The sequence below is a fragment of the Bradyrhizobium sp. INPA03-11B genome, assembly GCF_040446015.1.
In the GTDB taxonomy this organism is placed as follows: Bacteria; Pseudomonadota; Alphaproteobacteria; order Rhizobiales; family Xanthobacteraceae; genus Bradyrhizobium; species Bradyrhizobium macuxiense_A.
On sequence record NZ_JASGSR010000010.1, the window covers coordinates 1 to 16,177 of the forward strand.

The following is a 16,177-nucleotide window of genomic DNA, read 5'->3' on the forward strand; positions in this document are numbered from 1 at the left end:
CCGCGGTCATAGCCGCGTCGCAACGCTTTGCCATCGAGCGCAATCACCCCACGCGGCCGCTTGATCTTGGCGCCTTGTGCAAACGCCTTCATAAACTGCCGAAACGCCGTCTCGAACGCCTTCGGATCGAGCATCCGGAACACCCGACTGAACGTGTCGTGGCTCGGCAGGCCGTTCTTGAGCACCAGCACATCCTGCCAGAGATAGGCCTTCATCCGGGCAAACAGCGCCATGTCGGTGCAACTCGTCGCCCCGCACAGCGTCGCCATCAGCGCGATGAACAATATCTCTGTCAGATCATGCAGTGCGTTGTCGGCTCGCGGGTCTGGCAACTCCGAAAAGCACTCTGCAAATCGCTGCATCGGTCGCTCCCTCCGGATCAGGAGCCACCTTCAGAATCCCTTTCTGTCGATTTGGCAACTACTTGCCGAAGCCAACATGCGATTCCCCTGCCTCCGGGAGAGGTCGGCGCGAAGCGCCGGGTGAGGGTCTCAGGTCCCACGAGAGAGCGTTACCCCTCACCCGGATCGCATTCCGCTTCGCTGCATGCGATCCGCGCCTCTCCCACAGGGGGAGAGGTAAGAAAGATCACACCTTGTCGTAGGTCAGCCCGCGCTCGAGCCGCCTGGCCACCAGCGTCGACGGGAACAGGATGGCAAAATAGATCAGCGCCACGATGGTGTAGACCTCGAGCGGCCGATAGGTGTCGGCGTTGATCAGTGTCGCGTTGTAGACGAGGTCGGGCACCGCGATGATCGAGACCAGCGAGGTGTTCTTCAACTGCGTCACCGACTGGTTGACATAGGGCGCCATCATCGGCTTCAGCGCCTGCGGCAGGATCACGAGCCGCATCAGGCGCCAGCCGCGGAAGCCGAGCGCCTTTGCGGCGTCCCACTGCCCGACCGGCACACTTTCGATGCTGCCACGCACGATCTCGGCATAGAACGCGCCGCCATAGAGCGACAGCACGCTGACGGCTGCGACATGCGCAGGAATGTTGACACCGATCACCACCGGAAAGGCGTAGTAGAACCAGATGATCTGCACCAAGAGCGGCGTGCAGCGGAAGGTTTCGATATAGGCGATCAGGAGCCAGTCGATCACCGGAATGCGCCGCAGCCGCAGCATGCCGACGATCAGGCCGATCAGCGTGCCCAGGATGATGGTGCCGACCGTATAGGCGATGGTCCAGCCGAGCCCGAGCCAGAACAGGTGGCTGTACTTGGCGAGGATCCCGAAATCCCAGACGTAGTTCATCCTGCCCCTCGATTGCCGCGCGTTCCCCTCCGCGTGGCTTGCGGCCCCAGCATCGCAGGCGGCTTCGCGCGAGTCACGCGATATACCGGCCCGGTGAAAATGCCGTCACGTCGAACGGCGGCGCGTCGCCCGCGATCATTGCCGCGACCGCGGCGCCGGTTCCGGGGCCGGTGGTGAAGCCGATATGCTGGTTGCCGAAAGCGAGCCAGAGCCCGCGATGCCGCGGCGCCGCGCCGATCATCGGCAGGCTGTCGGGCAGCGTCGGCCGCGCGCCGCGCCAGCGCTCGCCGACCGCATCGCCGAATTCGACCACGCTGCGCGCCATCGGCACGACAGATTCGAGCTGCGCATAGTTCGACGGGGCGTCGCGCGCGGTGAGCTCGACGCCGCTGGTGACGCGAATGCCCTGCTCCATCGGCGTCATCAGGAAGCTGCCCTCCGCATCATGGATCGGCCGCAGCAATTTGCGTGCCGGGTTCGGCACGAAATGCTGGTGATAGCCGCGCTCGAATGCCAGCGGCACCCGATAGCCGAGCGGCCGCAGCAGCTCGGCCGACCAGGGGCCGAGCGCGACCACGACATGGCGCGCGACGATCTCGCCGTCGGCAAGCTGCACGCGCCAGCCGTCGCCAACCGGTTCGATCCGCCGAATTTCAGATCGCCTGACTGTGCCGTCGCTGTTGGCGAGCAACTGCGCATAGGCCTTGACCACCGCGCCGGGTGAATCGACCGATGCCGTCTGGGTGTGCAGCAGGCCGACACTATAGGCAGGGATGATGTTGGGCTCGAGCGCCGAGATTGCCTGGCGATCGAGCACCTCGCTCTGGATGCCGAACTCGGCAAGCGCGGCCTGCTCGGCCTTGACGGCCGCGAGCCCGTCGCCGCGCCAGGCCTTCAGCCAGCCGGTCTCGCGGATGCGATGGCCGGCGCCGGCCTGCACGATCCAGTCGCGATGCAGCGTCAGCGACGTCCCGATCAGGCCGTGCAGCGCGGCGGCGCGCGGCTTGGTCTGCGACGGTGTTGCGGCAGCAAGGAAGCGGATCACCCAGCCGGCATTGCCGAGCATCCAGGGAAGATTCCAGCGCAGCGCCGGATGCTTGTTGGTGAGATATTTCGGCAGGTTCTTCAGCAGAGCCGGCGTGTTGAGCGGCAGGATCGAGCCGGACGAGATGATGCCGGCATTGCCGTAGGAGGTCTCGCTGCCGGGCTCGCGGCGGTCGACGATGACGACCGAGAGCCCGCGCCGCCGTGCGGCAAGGCCCGCCGAGACGCCGACCATGCCCGCGCCGAGCACGACGACATCGACCTGCTGTGCTGGCGTGTCCTCGCTCATGCCGTCACATCAAGGTCAGGCCGCCATCGACCGGCAGCGTCGCGCCGGTGATGTGGCCCGCGTCCGGCGACAGCAGGAACGTAACGACGGCCGCGACCTCGTCGGGCTCGGCCAGCCGCTGCATCGGATTGGCTTTCGCCACCCGCTCCCAGGTCGCGGTATCCAGCGCGCCGAACAGGCCGGGATCCTTGCGGGTGTAGCCGGGCATCACGGCATTGGAGGTGGCACCTGATGCAGCGAGTTCGATCGCGAGCGACTTCACCAGCACTTCGAGTGCGGCCTTCGCGGCGGCCGATCCCGGATAGGTCGCACCCGGCACGAAGCGATGCGGCCCGAAACTGGAGACTGCGACGACGCGGCCTTGCGCGTTGCGCGTGAGGTCGGCCAGCGCGGCCGCCGCGATTTCATGGAATGCCGCCGCCATCACGGCAAAGGCGCGCTCCAGCGCCGCGCGCGGCAGGCTGGCGAATTCGCGGCGGTCGGCAAAGCCCGCGGCGTGCACGATGCTGTCGATCGGCCCGAACGCGGCGCGCGCGGCCTCAACCAGTGCCGTGCCGGCGCCGGCCGCGGCGAGATCGCCGGTCGAGACCGCAACCTTCGCGCCCTTGCCGCGACATTCCTCCGCGACCGCATTCAGCCGCGCGAGCCCGGCGGCATCAGTGCCCTGGCCATGCAGCATCAGGGATTGATCGGGGCCGGCGAGCCGGCGCGCGACCGCGGCGCCGATGCCGGAGCCGCCTCCCGTGATGATTGAAACGCGCATGAGGTGGGTGCTTTCAGAGGACAGCGAACTATAGGTTCGGTGCCGCGAAATGCAAATTTGCGCGCACCAAGCGCCGATCCGTAGGGTAGGTTAGCCGGAGGCGTAACCCACCGACTTCGCGCCACGGAGAAGATGGTGGGTTACGCTTCGCTAACCCACCCTACAAGATCGAACTCAGCGCCACGGCTCGACCAGGATCTTGGTGTGCGCCTCGGGATTGGCGAGATCGGCAAACGCCTGCGCGACGCCGTCGATGCCGACACGGCCGGTGACCAGCGAGGCAGCATCGACCTGGCCTTCCGCGATCAGGCGCAGCGAATAGGCGAACTCCTCCGGCGTGTAGCCGAGCACGTACTGGACGTTGAGCTCCTTGATGATGCCGAGCATCGGCTCGGACTTGTCGGTCTCCATGCAGACGCCGACCACGACGACACGGGCGCTGCGCGGCGCGCCCTCGAACACCTGCTGCAGCACGCCGGGCACGCCGACGCATTCGAAGATCAGCGCGGGCTTCAGCGGCGGCAACAGCGCCTGCATCGGCGGCCGCGCCGCCTTCTCCGCCTCGGACATCTGGGCGTGCTCGGCCCAGCTCGCATAGGGCTGCGTCTTCGCGGGATCAACCACGACATCGGCGCCCATCTTCTCGGCAAGCAGCCGCCGCGCCGGCGAGTAATCGGCGGCGACGATCGGGCCGAGTCCCTTGATCTTGAGCGCCGCAATCACCGCAAGCCCTACCGGCCCGCAGCCGATCACCAGCGGCACCTCGCCGCCTTTGATGTTGGCCATCGCCACAGCATGCACACCGACCGCAAGCGGCTCGGTGAGCGCGGCATGCTCGGCGGAAAGGCCGTTCGGCACTTCGAGCAGCAGCGGCTCGCTGAGCAGCATCTGCTCGGCATAGGCGCCGAGATAATCGTTGGAATAGCCGATGCCCTTCGGGCCCTCCGGCGTCAGCAGCGCCGGCAGCGAGCACACACGCGTGCCGGGCTTCAGCTTGCGCGTGGTGTTCGGGCCGTAGTCGAGGACCTCGCAGCAGAACTCGTGGCCGAACACGACGTCGCGCGATAGATCCATCGGCGTGCGGCCGGGCAGGAACTTGCTCAGCTCGACCATGCGGTGGGCGTGCTTGCGCGCGTGCAGATCGGAACCGCAGATGCCGCAGGCGAGCGACTTGACCAACACCTGGCCGGCGCCAGGCTTCGGTTCCGGCATCTGGTCGACGACGATCTCGCCGTTTCTGAAGATCGCTGCGCGCATGTTCCCTCCCGCGTGGGTTTTGCCCCACTCATTTTGACGCGTATTTCGCCCCACGAAATTGCGGATCAAATCCGCGACAGGCTTTCGCCGCAGGAGGCTATAGCACGGAGGATCACCACGTATAGCGCATAACGCCCTTGCCGGCGTAGGACTGCGTCACGCCGGAGAATTCGCCCTCGAAGGTCGCGGCCGCCGACCAGCCGTTCCGCCACTTCATCTCGAGCGAGGCCGTGGTCAGCGCGGAGTCGCTGGCCTGCGCCGCGCCGTTGACCACGAAGGCCGCGCCGGGCAATGCCTGGAACACAGCACCAACATTGCGGTTCGGGTTGAAGTCATGTGCCCAGGCGACGCGGCCACGCAGCGTCAGGATGCCGCCATCGACCGCGAACGACTTGTCGGTGCGCAGACCGAGCTCGCTCCTGGCGTCGGTGACGCTCTTCGCCGCATAATTCAACGCGAAGGCGCCGCCGCCGGAGACCACGCTTTCGGCATAGGCCGGCAGCTCGAAGCTGGTGAACTGCGCGGCAGCGTAAGGCGTCAGCCCGATCCACGGCGTGGCGTTGCGATAGCCGCCCTCGAGCCGGCCCGACCACGCATTGGCGTTGAAGTTGGCGCGCAGATGATCGGCGCCCGCGGCGGTGACGATGCGGTCGGTGGTGATGTCCTGCCAGCCATAGGCGAGCGCTGCGCTCAAATACGCCGCGCCGACGCTGTGGCGCACGAAGGCGCCGGCCTGGAACAGGTCCGAGCGGCCCCAGCCCAGACCGTTGGTGCTGAAGCTGGTGCCGCCGCCGGCCAGCGCAACGCCGGCAATTGTGTTCGGTGAGAAACGGTAATCGGCGCCGACCGCCGTGCCATAGACGCTGCTGCTGCTGTTGTTCGAGCCGAGCGCCGCATTGCCGCCGGTGGTCTGCGAGCCGCCGTAGCCTGCCGTCCAGATGCTCCAGCGCTGCGTGAAGTCGAGCTGCTGCGGCGGCGCCTTGGTGTAGATCGCAGCGAGCGCGTCGCGCGGCTCGGACTTGCGCGCCGCATAGGCGAGCGAGGCGCTCTCCTCGGCAAACGGCACAGCGCCGACGCCGCCACTGACACCGCCATCGCGCCCTGCGACGAACGGATCGGTCAAAAGCCCGATGAACTGGTTCATCGCGCTGAACGTCGCCTGCTGCGATCCGGTCGCGCCCTCACCTGAGACTTGCGTCAGGCCGTTCGGCGAGAGGTCCGCGAAGGCCACGTTGATGCCGCCATTGGCATTGAAGAAGTTCTGCAGCGTGGTGGCGACAATGTTCTGGTTGACGTTCAGCTTCGACGCTGCGCCGTAATTGAGCACGAAATTGAGATAGGCATTGTTCGCGTCATAGCCGAGCGTCGCAACCAGGCCGGACGGCAGTCCGGTTGAATCGAGGCCGGCGAACGTTCCACTGCGGCCGCCGGCCGCCGACAGGATGGTGTATTGCTTCGCGACCGTGCGGCCGGCGGCGATGCTGGCGCCGACCGATCCGGCAAGCGTCGCGATACCGGTCACCTTGGTTGATGTCGACACCGTCGAACTGAGCCCGACGAGGTACAGCGCGCCGGACTGCAAGGCGAGATTGCCGGCCACGGTCAGGGACGCGCCCGGTGTTCCATTGCCCGGCAGCAGGATGCCGCCGCTTGCAATCGTCGTATTACCGACGGTGCCGCTGCCGGAGAGCGCACCGCCCGAATTCACCGTCACCGCGCTCGACGACGCGATCGAGCCGTCGACTTGCAGGACGCCGCCGTTGACGACGGTGGTACCGGTATAGGTGTTGACGCCCGACAGGGTCAGCGTGCCGCTGCCGGTCTTTTCCAGATTGCCGGGCCCAGCCGGGCCGCAGCCGCAGGGATCGACATCGGCGATCACACCGCTGACGACAGTCGAGAGGTTGTTGCCGCCCACCGTGAGCGCATTTCCGCCGCCGATATAATAGGTGCCCGAACCCGCGATCGAGCCTGCGGTGATGCGGCCGTCGCCGTTCGGCCCAAGGCTGCCGCCGAAATCCACGAAGCCGGTGCCGTTGGTGATGAACTGCGCGGCGCCGCCGGTCGAATTGCCTGCGAATTTGACGTTGGCACCGCTCTCGGTGGTGATCGTGGCGTTGCCGGCCGTTGCGTAGGCGTCAAACATCAGCGCGCCACCGGAGCGGTTGATGATCGTGGCGTTGCCCGCGGTCGGAGCTTCCGTCAAGCTGAAGCCCGACGTGCCAAAATAGGTAAGCCCGCTATTGTCGATAGTCGCGTTCGCCGCGGTGCTGTTCTGGAAGAAAGCGATATAGCCGGTCGCGGTCGTGGTGATCGTCGCCGACCCGGCCGACGAGAATTCGAAAAACTGTGTCGAGCCGCCATTGTTGCCATTGGTGATGGTGGCCTGACCCGCATTGGTGTGGCCCAGGAACACGACGCCGCCGCCATCATGGTTGTCGAACACGGCCTTGCCGGCCGTGCTGGTGTCCGAGCCACCGGGAGGACCAAGCGCGTCGCCGAACACCACGGTGCCGCCGTTGGTGTTGGTGAAGGTGGCATTGCCGGCAGAACTGGTGTCGCGGAAGATCGTCAGGGCACCGTTGCTATTGCTCACGGTCGCGTTGCCCGCGGTGCTGCTGTCGCGAAACTGCGTGATACCGGAATTCAGGTTGTCGATGATCGCCGTCGACGCCGTCGTGGAATTGCGGAACGTCGTAGTGGCAACGCCGCTGAGGCCGTCGTTGACGATTTTGGTGATGCCCGCCGTGTTGGCATTGACGATGTCGAACCTGCCCTCGACATTGACCTGGCCGACGATCGAGGCGGTGTGGGTGGCGTCGCCGAGTTGCAGCGTGGCGCAATTGCAGATCGTGGTGCCGCCGGCATAGGTGTTGGTGCCTGTCAGCACCACGCGGCCGTTCAGCGCTGTCAATCCGCCCGGGCCTGCGATGTTACCCGAATAGGTAAATGTGTATCCGTTGGCATCGATGGTACCGCCGGTGGCATTGATCTGTGCGTTGTTCGCGACCGTGTAGTTGCCGCCGGCCTGCAGCGTCCCGCCATCGAAGGTGAGCAGGCCAGTGCCGATCGCCGACGAAACGATCGCGCCCGGCGTACCCACCGTGTTGACGCCGACCTGCAGCACGCTGCTGCCGCCGGCAGCGCCACAGGCGGTGCCGCAGATCGTGGTGCCGCCGGTGTATGTATTGGCGCCGGACAGCACCAGCGTGCCGCCCCCGTCGAGCACGATATCGCCGGCACCGCTGATCGGCCCCGACATCGTGTTGGTGGTGCCGGCCGCGACGGTGATGACGGGATCGCTGTTGATGACGATGGTGTTGGCGATGTTGAAGCCGTTGCCGTCCAGCACCAGCTTGGTGAGCCCGGCAAGCGTCTCGCCCATCGTCAGCTTGCCGCTGCCAAGCGCATTGCTGTTGCGGAGGACGAGTGTCGATCCGTCGCTCACCGAGGTGCCGCCGGTGTAGGAGCTGGCGCCGGTGATGATGAGCGAGCGCCCGCCGTCCAGCTTGACCGCAACTGAGGCATCGGTGGCGCCGCCCGTGAGGCCGGTGATACTGGAAATGGTTACATTACCCGAAGCGCCGGCCGCGCTGGTTTGCAGGAATGTCAGGCTGGCGCCGACGCCATTGGCAATGCCGAGATTGCCGCTCAATGTTCCGCCGCTTGACGTCAGCGTATTTGCACCGCCCGTGAAGCCGATCGCATAGCCCTGCGCGCCCGGACCGCCACCACCGGTAATCGTTCCGCTGTTGATGACGGCGAGGCCAGCGCCGACGATGCCGGTGCCGCCGGTGCCTGCCGCTCCCGGCCGTCCCGTTGTGCCGCCGTAAGCAGGATTGCCTTGATTCGAGTAGATGTCGGACACCTGTGCACCGCCGCCGCCGCCGGCGCCACCGGAGATCGAGCCGGAATTCCTGATCGTTGCGCCCGACACCGTGACGGCGATGCCGGTGCCGCCGTCACCGCCGCTGCCGCCGACATCGCCGGCACCGCCCGCGCCGCCATTGCCACCCGTGATGCTGCCGCTGTTCGAATGAGTCCCGGCGCCGGTGATGACGACCGCGGCGCCACCCGCGCCACCACCGCCGCCACCGCCAACGACTTGATTTGAAGGCATGGTGTTGACACCACCGTCGCCGCCCTTGCCGCCGTTACCGCCCGACTGGACTCCGGTATTGTTCAACGTCGCAGCTGTCGTTCCGCTCAGACCGCCGCCGCCGCCACCGCCGCCGCTGGCCGTATCCGAGTTGGCCGTTCCCGCGGTGCCATCCAGCCCGGCCGCACCGCCAGCGCCGCCTCTCCTGAAATTTCCGTCGGGACCGCCGGCGCCTCCGGCGGCGCCCGCAGCGCCGCCGCCACCGCCGCCACCGGTGCATACGCACGACCGATTCGGAGTGCCGCCGGCGCCGCCGACCCCGCCATTGACGCCCGGAACGCCGCCGGCGCCGCCATATTGTCCCGTCGACTGATAATCACCCTCGCCGCCCACGCCGCCGTTCTGCGCGAGGGCCGGCCCGGCGAGCAGACCCGTTGAAAGAATGATCGCGGCCGTCAACCAGCCTTGCAGACGGATTCGCGTGCGGCCCCACTCCGGCATTGTCCCAGCCCCAAAATCGATAGTGCCGCGCGGACGCGGCTTAACCCGAATGGGCTATCTTGCAATTCGCGGGGGACGCGTCTTCTCAGGCCGTGCACGGTCGCGGCGCGCGACCCGCATTCGCAGGGATAAAGGGCAGCTGTTGTAAAATAGAAACGCGCCGTCAGGCGTTCGGCGAGGGCTCGCCGGCCGCGGTCAGCAACTGCGACCGCCTGACGCGCTCGCGATGCGCGGTGTAGAGGCCCGAGGCGACGATGAAGCCGGCGCCGAGGATGGTCCAATGGTCGGGCACTTCGCCGAAGATCAGGAAGCCGAGGATGCTGACCCACAATAGTTGCGTGTAGGAGAACGGCGCCAGCACCGAGGCATCGCCGTAGCGGAACGCCAGCACCACGATCCATTGTCCGACGGTGGAGGCAACGCCGATCAGGATGCCGAACATGATGTCGTGCCAGCTCGGCGTGACCCAGACGAACGGCACCAGCGCGCTGACGATGGCGACGCCGACGATGGACGAATAGGTCATCACCGTGACCGGACGTTCGCTGCCGCTCATCATGCGCGTCAGGATCAGCGTGCCGGCCCAGGCCAGCGCGGAGACGATCGGGAAGACCGCGGCGGGATGGAAGGCGCTGGTGCCCGGCCGCAGGATGATGAACACGCCGGCGAGGCCGACCGCGGTCGCGATCCAGCGGCGCATGCCGACCTTCTCGCCAAGGAAGGCGATCGACAGCGCGGTGACGAACAGCGGCGAGACGAAGCTGGTGGCCGAGGCCTCGGCGATCGGCAGGAAGCCGAGCCCCGTGATGAAGATCAGCGACGAGCCGAGCAGCGCGGCGCCGCGCAGCAAATGCAGACCGGGACGATTGCTGCGCAGCGCGAATAGCGGCGTGCCGGGCAGCATCGCCGGCGTCATGATCAACGCGAACACCAGGAAGCGGATCCAGGCAATCTCGATCGAAGGCAGCGAGGACGAGAGATATTTTGCGGTAACGTCGGAGGTCCCCAGGAACACCGTCGACAGCAGGATCAGCGCAATGCCCTTGAACGGCCGGTCGGTGCGGGCCGGCGCTTTGCTCGCCAGGCTCGTCGTTGCGGGCGCAGTCTTAACGGGCAAAGAAAGAGGAACGCTGTCCAGCCTGGCGGCTACGGCGGCGGGGGGCGGTGTCACGGCAATCTCGATGAGCAAAATAAGGGGAATCTGCTGTTCGTACAGAACGCCAATTCCGCCGCGAGAACAATGCCCGAAAACGGGACTCCGATATGCGTCAGCGCGCGCGACGGCCCGCCGCAGCCACAATGCGGCCGCAGCTGCAACAGTTTGTTAACAACTGTGTGGAGCGGAGCGGTGTGACCCCGCGAATTTCGCGGGACTCTGTTGTGTGATGTGGTTCTTCAGAGCATCGGCAGCGAGCGCGGCTTCGGCCCGCGCGGGAACGCCGCGTCTAGCGCGGCGAGTTCGTCGCCGCTGAGCTTGAGCGCTCCCGCCGCAGCATTCTCCGCCGCGTGGTCCGCATTCGATGCCTTCGGAATTGTCAGCACCGACGGCAGCCGCGTGAGGAAGCTCAGCGCGACCTGGCGCGGCGTCGCCTTGTGCTTCTCGGCGATCGATTGCAGCACCGTGCCGGCCTTGCTCGACGGCGAGGGAAAATCATTGTGGCCGAACGGCGAGTAGGCGACCACGGCGACGCCGTGCCGCTCGCACCACGGAATCACGGCGTGCTCGATCGCGCGCTCCTGCAGATGGTAGAGCACCTGATTGCAGGCGATCTTGCCCTCGCCGGCGACGTCGAGCAGTTCGTCGAGATCCTCGGTGTCGAAATTGCTGACGCCCCAGGAGCGGATCTTGCCGGCCGCGATCAGTTCGTCGAATGCCGCGACCGTCTCGGCCAGCGGATAGGTTCCGCGCCAGTGCAGCAGGTAACAATCGAGGCGATCGGTCTTCAATCGCTTCAGCGAGCGCTCGCAGGCGGTGATGGTGCCGCGGCGCGAGGCGTTGCTCGGCAGAACCTTCGAGACCAGGAACAGCTCGTCGCGGCGGCCAACGATCGCATCGGCGATCACGAGTTCGGCGTCGCCATACATCTCGGCGGTATCGATATGCGTCATGCCGGCATCGATGCCGCGCTTCAGCGCAGCGACGGCCGCCTTGCGGTCACCGCGATCAAGATACCAGGTGCCCTGCCCGATCACCGAGACCTGCGGGCCGTTGTTGCCGAATTTTTTTGTCTGCACGATCGCCTCGTTCGTTGGAGCCACGCAGAACGATAAAGGAAACGGGCGATGATGTCTCCACATCGTCGTCCCTGCGAAAGCAGGGACCCATAACCACGGAACCACGTGGTTGCGCTCCGCTGTGGCCACAGCGTCGCGCAACAACTTCATCCTGGGGTTATGGGTCCCGGCCTTCGCCGGGACGACAGCTGTTATGTTGCGCGTTCTCGCGCAATCCCAACCGCGCGGATCCTCCGATCCGCGCCTTTCTTGCTGGCATTACGTGCCATCAAACGTTGAGATTCATCCACACCGCCTTCGGCTCGGTGAAATTGTCGAGCGCGGCGGTGCCGTGCTCGCGGCCGAGGCCGGAGTCGCGTTCGCCGCCCCATGGCAACCGCACATCGGTATAGCCATAGGTGTTGATCCACACCGTGCCGGCGCGGGCCTTCTTCGCAAACCGCTGCACGCGGCCCATATCGGCGCTCCAGACGCCGGCGGCGAGGCTGTAGGCGGTGCCGTTGGCGATGCCCAGCGCATCGGCCTCGTCCTTGAACTTGATCACGCTGACGACGGGACCGAAGATCTCCTCCTGCGAGATGCGCATCTCATGCGCGACATTGGCGAACACCGCGGGGCTGATGAAATAACCGCGGTCGCCGACCCGTGCACCACCGGTGGCGAGCTGCGCGCCTTCGTTCTTGCCGATCTCGACATAATCGAGGATCGAGCGCATCTGCTTTTCGGAGATCACAGGCCCGAGCGCGGTGGCGCGGTCGGCGGGATCGCCGATGCGCAAGGCTTCCGCGCGCGCAACCAGGCGCTCGACCACCTCGTCATAGGCGTTCTCCTGCACCAGCACGCGCGAGCCGGCCGAGCAGACCTGCCCGGCATTGAAGAAGATGCCGGCGGCCGCGGCCTTGGCGGCGGCTTCGAGATTGGCGTCGTCGAAGATCACATTGGCGGACTTGCCGCCGAGCTCGAGCGAGACGCGTTTGAAGTTGCCGGCGGCGCCCTTCATGATGCCGCGGCCGACGCCGGGCGAGCCGGTGAACGTGACCTTGTCGACATCGGGATGATTGACCAGCGCATCACCGACGACGCGGCCGGGCCCGGTCACGATGTTGAGGACGCCCTTCGGCAAACCGGCCTCCAGCGCGAGTTCGCCGATCCGCAGCGCGGACAGCGACGTCAGCTCGGCCGGTTTCATCACGACAGTGCAGCCGCAGGCCAGCGCCGGCGCGAGCTTCCACATGCCGATCATCAGCGGAAAATTCCACGGCACGATCGCGGCCACTACGCCGATCGGCTCGCGCACCGTGTAGGTGAGCGCGTCGTCGCGCGTCGAGACCACGTCGCCACTGATCTTGTCGGCCCAGCCGGCGTAATAGGTCAGCGTGTCGATGGCGGCCGGGAAATCCTGGCGCAGCACGCCTGCGATCGGCTTGCCGGCATCGAGGCTTTCGAGCGCGACAATCTCGTCGGCATGCTGCTTCAAGAGCTCGGCCCATTTCAGCAGGATGTGGCCGCGCTCGGCCGCGCGCATGGTGCGCCAGGGGCCCTCGAAGGCGCGGCGAGCGGCGGCGACCGCGCGGTCGACGTCGATCTCATTGCCTTCGGCAACGGTCGCGATCACCTGTTCGGTGGCGGGATTGAGGGACTTGAAGGTCTTTCCGGACAGCGAGCGGACGCGGGCGCCGTCGATCAGCAGCAATTCGTCCCGGATGGTCGGGGCGCGGGCGCTACGTTCATAGTCATATGCAACTGACATCATATTTCCTCCTGGTATTGTCCTGCAACGTAGGAGGCTTTCATCAGCAGTAAATATGATATCTTGTGCCTATTGGCATGCCAGGATATGAAGTCAACTTCATAAGTGGTGACCACGATGCTGCAGATCGAGATCGAAACCGTCTGGCGCTTCCGCAAGGAGAACTCACCGCAGACCGCGGTCGTGATGCTCGGCATCCTCAATAAGATCAGGAAGACCGGGAAGATCACCAGCGCCGCCAATGATGCGCAGCTGTCCTATCGCCACGTCTGGAACCTGATCGAGCAATGGTCCGAGTTCTTCGGCGTTCCGCTGGTGGAAACCCAGCGCGGCAAAGGCTCGAAGCTGACGCCGTTCGGCGAGAAGCTGGTGTGGGCTGGCGAACGCATGCAGGCGCGGCTCGGGTTGCAACTCGAGAACCTCGCGCAGGAACTGGTCACCGAGATCAAGCCGTTCCTCGAGCAGCGGCCGCAGGTGATCCGTGTCCATGCCAGCCACGGCTTTGCGGTGTCCAAGCTGCGCGAGTTCCTCGATCGCGCAGGCGGCATGGGCGTCGACCTCCGCTATGTCAGCAACCAGAACTCGCTGGTCTCGCTGGCGCAGGGCGCCTGCGATCTCTCCGGCGTGCATCTGCCGCACGGCGAGTTGCGGGCGCAAGGCATCAAGACCTGCCGCGAATGGCTGGATCCACGCGAGGATCGCGTGATCAATTTCGTGACGCGCGAAATGGGCCTGATGGTCAAGCGCGGCAACCCGTTGAAGATCACTTCGCTGAAGGACCTGGTCGCAAGCAAGGCCCGCTTCGTCAACCGCGACCATGATTCCGGCACGCGCATGCTGTTCGATCAATTGCTGGCGCTGCACAAGATCCCGGCAAGCCGGATCAACGGCGCCCAGCACATGGAGTTCACCCACGCCGCGGTCGCCGCCTATGTCGCAAGCGGCATGGCGGATGCGAGTTTCGGCGTCGAGGCCGCCGCACGGCAGTTCGGGCTCGACTTCATCCGCCTGCTGACGGAGGATTACTTCTTCGTCTGCAAGCGTGCGTTCCTCGAGACCGAGCCGATGCAGCGGGTGCTCGACATCATCAGGAGCAGCGAGTTTCACAAGGCGGTGGGCGCCCTTCCCGGCTATGTCGCCTCGAATACCGGCGCCGTCAGCGGCGTGAAGGATTTTCTCGAGAAGATGCATTCGAACCGCTGATCCGATACGATCCCTTGTACGGTCCCTTGCGACTGGACTCGCTCCGATCCGCCACGCTATATTTAAGATTATATAGCGAAAGACTGGACGTTAAAGATGCGACCACCCCGCTCCGCCATTGCCATCCGCCATGTGGCGTTCGAGGATCTCGGGGTGCTCGCCCCGATCATGGAGCGCGCCGGCTGGAGCGTGGCGTTCTGCGATGCGCCGGTCGACGATCTCTCCGATCGCGCAATCCGCGATGCCGATCTCCTGATCGTGCTGGGCGGCCCGATCGGGGTCTATGAGACCGAGACCTATCCGTTCCTCTCGACCGAGATCGCGCTGCTGGAACAGCGGCTGCTACGTGGACTGCCGACGCTCGGCATCTGCCTCGGCGCGCAATTGATGGCGCGGGCGCTCGGCGGCCGCGTGTTCCCGGGCACGGTCAAGGAAATCGGCTGGGGTTCGGTCGACCTGACGGCTGAAGGCAAATCATCCTGCCTGCGCAACCTGCACACCAAGGTGCTGCATTGGCACGGCGATACGTTCGACCTGCCGAGCGACGCGGTGCGGCTGGCCTCGAACGCCAACTACGAGAACCAGGCCTTCGCCTGGGGCCGCAACGCGCTGGCGCTGCAATTCCACCTCGAGGCCGATCCGCGGCAGCTCGAGGAATGGTATGTCGGCCATGCCGTCGAACTGTCCGCGGCCAAGGTCTCGATATCAGACCTGCGCGCGGCGACGCAGGCGCTGGCGAGGCCGGTCGCCGTGCAGGCCGAACAGGTGTTCAGCGACTGGCTTCTTTCCATCGCACCGGCCGACGGCGTCCGACGTTCCAGCGCCGGCGCGTGACGATCAGTCGAGCCCGCTGATATCGGCGACCAGCACCGTGCCTGTGACCGACTCCGTGATGTAGAGCCGGTCGCGGTTGGCGCCGCCGATCGCGACATTGGTGCAGCTCTGCCCGGCGCAGGACTTGATCCGCGCGATGCACTCGCCGTTCGGCGCGAACACGAAGACATGGCCGAGCGAGGCGTGCGCGACGAACAGCCGACCGGCGCTGTCCATCGTCATGCCGTCGGGCCCGCTCGGGCCGAACAGCGAGCAGAAGCGCCCGACCTTGGAGACACTGCCGTCCTTCATGAACGGCGCGCGCCACACCGCATTGTCGCGCGTCATGGCGACGAACAACACGGCTTCATGTGGATCGAGCACCAGGCCGTTCGGGCTGATGCCGGTGTCGATCAGGCAGTCGAGCGCGCCATTCATCCGCAGCCGATAGACCCGGCCGGTCGGATCGTGCAGCCCGGTCTGGCCTTGATCCGTGAAATAGATGTCGCCGTTCGAGGCAATGTGCAGATCATTGCAGCCGCGGAACGATTCCGAATTGCGCGAACGCAGCAGCGGCGTGACTTCGCCGGACCCGGGGTCGAGCTCCATCAGCCCGTGCCGGTAGTCGGCGATCAGGATGCGGCCCATCGGATCGATCTTCAGCCCGTTGGGCCAGCCGTCATACTCGGCGACCTGCGACCACGTCTTGTCCGCCGCGATCCTGAAGATGCGGCCGAACGGAATGTCGACGATGTAGAGATTGCCATCGGCATCGAACGACGGCCCCTCGATGAAGCAGTCGGTCACCGCGCCGGGCCGGTTGGCGTCGGCCCATTCGCTCGCCACCTTGCGGCGGAATTCGGCGGGCACGGCGGAGAAGATTTCGGTCGGGATCAGCTTCGGTGGCGTTTCCAGGAACATCATTATTGGTTCACCCGTTGGCGGAACGGGCGAACCTTAGTTGCT

At 65.8% G+C, this 16,177-nt stretch carries 12 protein-coding genes; 2 read left to right on the forward strand and 10 right to left on the reverse strand.

From position 1 onward, the window contains the following. From QMZ05_RS06030 to QMZ05_RS06070, 9 genes are all read right to left on the reverse strand, one after another. The coding region (locus QMZ05_RS06030; protein ID WP_353699954.1) for an ISAs1 family transposase at positions 1–362 on the reverse strand (362 nt) is incomplete at its 3' end. Positions 363–588: 226 nt separating this feature from the next. Then, on the reverse strand, positions 589–1,257 hold the full coding sequence (locus QMZ05_RS06035; RefSeq protein WP_353699955.1) for an amino acid ABC transporter permease: 669 nt from the start codon (positions 1,255–1,257) through the stop codon (positions 589–591). 73 nt (positions 1,258–1,330) lie between these two features. Continuing rightward, a complete protein-coding gene (locus tag QMZ05_RS06040; RefSeq protein WP_353699956.1) occupies positions 1,331–2,590 on the reverse strand; it encodes an FAD-binding oxidoreductase in 1,260 nt (419 codons plus the stop codon). Between the two features lie 4 nt (positions 2,591–2,594). Continuing rightward, positions 2,595–3,353 carry an SDR family oxidoreductase gene (locus QMZ05_RS06045; protein ID WP_353699957.1) on the reverse strand — a complete coding sequence of 253 codons (759 nt, stop codon included), beginning with the start codon at positions 3,351–3,353 and terminating at the stop codon, positions 2,595–2,597. A gap of 174 nt (positions 3,354–3,527) precedes the next feature. Further along, the gene (locus QMZ05_RS06050) at positions 3,528–4,610 is read right to left on the reverse strand and encodes a zinc-binding dehydrogenase (RefSeq protein ID WP_353699958.1); all 1,083 of its coding nucleotides are present in this window, start codon (positions 4,608–4,610) and stop codon (positions 3,528–3,530) included. Between the two features lie 112 nt (positions 4,611–4,722). Further along, entirely contained in the window at positions 4,723–9,210 is a 4,488-nt protein-coding gene (locus QMZ05_RS06055; protein ID WP_353699959.1) for an autotransporter domain-containing protein, read from the reverse strand. Between the two features lie 163 nt (positions 9,211–9,373). Next, complete coding sequence (locus QMZ05_RS06060) at positions 9,374–10,327, reverse strand: DMT family transporter (RefSeq protein WP_353699960.1); 954 nt, start codon at positions 10,325–10,327, stop codon at positions 9,374–9,376. Positions 10,328–10,605: 278 nt separating this feature from the next. Continuing rightward, positions 10,606–11,445, reverse strand: a complete 840-nt coding sequence (locus tag QMZ05_RS06065) for an aldo/keto reductase (protein ID WP_353699961.1) — start codon at positions 11,443–11,445, stop codon at positions 10,606–10,608. A 268-nt stretch (positions 11,446–11,713) separates the two neighbouring features. Next, the gene (locus QMZ05_RS06070; protein ID WP_353699962.1) at positions 11,714–13,195 is read right to left on the reverse strand and encodes an aldehyde dehydrogenase family protein; all 1,482 of its coding nucleotides are present in this window, start codon (positions 13,193–13,195) and stop codon (positions 11,714–11,716) included. A 117-nt stretch (positions 13,196–13,312) separates the two neighbouring features. Here QMZ05_RS06070 and QMZ05_RS06075 point away from each other — a divergent pair, with 117 nt between their 5' ends. Next, positions 13,313–14,398 (forward strand): substrate-binding domain-containing protein, encoded by a 1,086-nt coding sequence (locus QMZ05_RS06075; protein WP_353699963.1) that lies wholly within the window; start codon positions 13,313–13,315, stop codon positions 14,396–14,398. A gap of 96 nt (positions 14,399–14,494) precedes the next feature. After that, a complete protein-coding gene (locus QMZ05_RS06080; protein WP_353699964.1) occupies positions 14,495–15,232 on the forward strand; it encodes a glutamine amidotransferase in 738 nt (245 codons plus the stop codon). 3 nt (positions 15,233–15,235) lie between these two features. On the opposite strand, the gene QMZ05_RS06085 is transcribed toward QMZ05_RS06080, so the two are convergent. Continuing rightward, entirely contained in the window at positions 15,236–16,135 is a 900-nt protein-coding gene (locus tag QMZ05_RS06085) for an SMP-30/gluconolactonase/LRE family protein (protein WP_353699965.1), read from the reverse strand. Positions 16,136–16,177: the final 42 nt, after the last annotated feature.

Excerpts from the sequence above, each read along its gene's own strand:
- QMZ05_RS06035 (WP_353699955.1), bottom strand. The coding sequence starts at position 1,257 with ATGAACTACGTCTGGGATTTCGGGATCCTCGCCAAGTACAGCCACCTG.
- QMZ05_RS06040 (WP_353699956.1), bottom strand. The coding sequence starts at position 2,590 with ATGAGCGAGGACACGCCAGCACAGCAGGTCGATGTCGTCGTGCTCGGC.
- QMZ05_RS06045 (WP_353699957.1), bottom strand. The coding sequence starts at position 3,353 with ATGCGCGTTTCAATCATCACGGGAGGCGGCTCCGGCATCGGCGCCGCG.
- QMZ05_RS06050 (WP_353699958.1), bottom strand. The coding sequence starts at position 4,610 with ATGCGCGCAGCGATCTTCAGAAACGGCGAGATCGTCGTCGACCAGATG.
- QMZ05_RS06055 (WP_353699959.1), bottom strand. The coding sequence starts at position 9,210 with ATGCCGGAGTGGGGCCGCACGCGAATCCGTCTGCAAGGCTGGTTGACG.
- QMZ05_RS06070 (WP_353699962.1), bottom strand. The coding sequence starts at position 13,195 with ATGTCAGTTGCATATGACTATGAACGTAGCGCCCGCGCCCCGACCATC.
- QMZ05_RS06075 (WP_353699963.1), top strand. The coding sequence starts at position 13,313 with ATGCTGCAGATCGAGATCGAAACCGTCTGGCGCTTCCGCAAGGAGAAC.
- QMZ05_RS06080 (WP_353699964.1), top strand. The coding sequence starts at position 14,495 with ATGCGACCACCCCGCTCCGCCATTGCCATCCGCCATGTGGCGTTCGAG.
- QMZ05_RS06085 (WP_353699965.1), bottom strand. The coding sequence starts at position 16,135 with ATGATGTTCCTGGAAACGCCACCGAAGCTGATCCCGACCGAAATCTTC.